We start from the raw sequence: 1,125 nt of genomic DNA on the forward strand, positions 1-1,125 counted from the left end.
GGCTGCTCGGTTCTCCCGGCTTCGGGTCCGACGGCGCGTGCCGTGGAGGCGGGGGCGGAGCTGTCGACGCCGGAGGGGCTGCTGGCGCGCTACGAGCTGGTGGACGTGACCCCGGCGGTGATCGAGGCCCTGCGCGGGCGCCCGCTCGACAGCCTGCTGGCCTCCTTCGGCGACAAGCGCCCCTCGATCGAGCCGGTGATCGGCGTGGGCGACTACGTCTCGGTCTCGGTCTGGGAGGCCGGGTCGGGCGGCCTGTTCTCCGGCCCGCTCGTCGCCGACCGCTTCTCCGCCGGCTCGAAGTCGGCGCTGATCCCCGAGCAGGCCGTCGGCCGCGACGGCGCGATCTCGGTGCCCTATGCCGGACGCATCCACGTCGCCGGACGCCGCACCCAGGACGTCCAGACGCTGATCGAGAACGAGCTCGCCGGCAAGGCGATCCAGCCGCAGGTGCTGGTCTCGGTCACCAAGCCGATCTCCCAGGCCGTCACCGTCACCGGCGAGGCGGTGGCCGGCGCCCGCCTGCCGCTGTCGACCGGCGGCGACCGCCTCCTCGACGTCGTGGCCTCCGCCGGCGGCGTGCGCTCGCCCGTCTCCGAGACCTTCGTGCGCCTCTCGCGCGGGGACCGCACCACCACCGTGCCGATGACGACCCTGGTGGCCAACCCGCGCGAGAACATCTACCTGCGCCCCAACGACGTGCTCACCCTGGTGCGCGACCCCCAGACCTTCCTGGCGGTCGGCGCGCTCGGCAACGCCACCGAGCTGCCGTTCTCGGCCGAGGGCATCACGCTCGCCCAGGCCCTGGCCAAGGCCCGCGGCCTGTCCGACTTCCAGGCCGACCCGGCCGGCACCTTCGTGTTCCGCTTCGAGCCGGCCGCCGTCGTCCGCCGCCTCAACCCGGCCTCGCCGCTCCTGACCACACCCGTGGTCCCGGTGGTCTACCGCATCGACATGCGCGACCCCAACAGCCTGTTCACCTCCCAGGCCTTCCGCATGCGAAACCGCGACCTCGTCTACGTCTCCAACGCCCCCTTCACCGAAGTCTCCAAGGTCGTCAGCGTCTTCTCCACCGTCGCAGGCCCCGTCGCATCCGCAGCCTCCGTCTACGCCTACTCACGGTAGGCG

The 1,125-nt window shown here is 72.7% G+C and carries 1 protein-coding gene; it reads left to right on the forward strand.

Going from position 1 to position 1,125, the window contains the following annotated elements:
- Positions 1–1,122 (forward strand): polysaccharide biosynthesis/export family protein (locus tag MKK60_RS00490; RefSeq protein WP_147844761.1); only part of this gene is annotated, 1,122 nt, incomplete at its 5' end.
- Positions 1,123–1,125: the final 3 nt, after the last annotated feature.

This window comes from Methylobacterium sp. J-092 (assembly GCF_022829325.1).
Classification (GTDB): domain Bacteria; phylum Pseudomonadota; class Alphaproteobacteria; order Rhizobiales; family Beijerinckiaceae; genus Methylobacterium.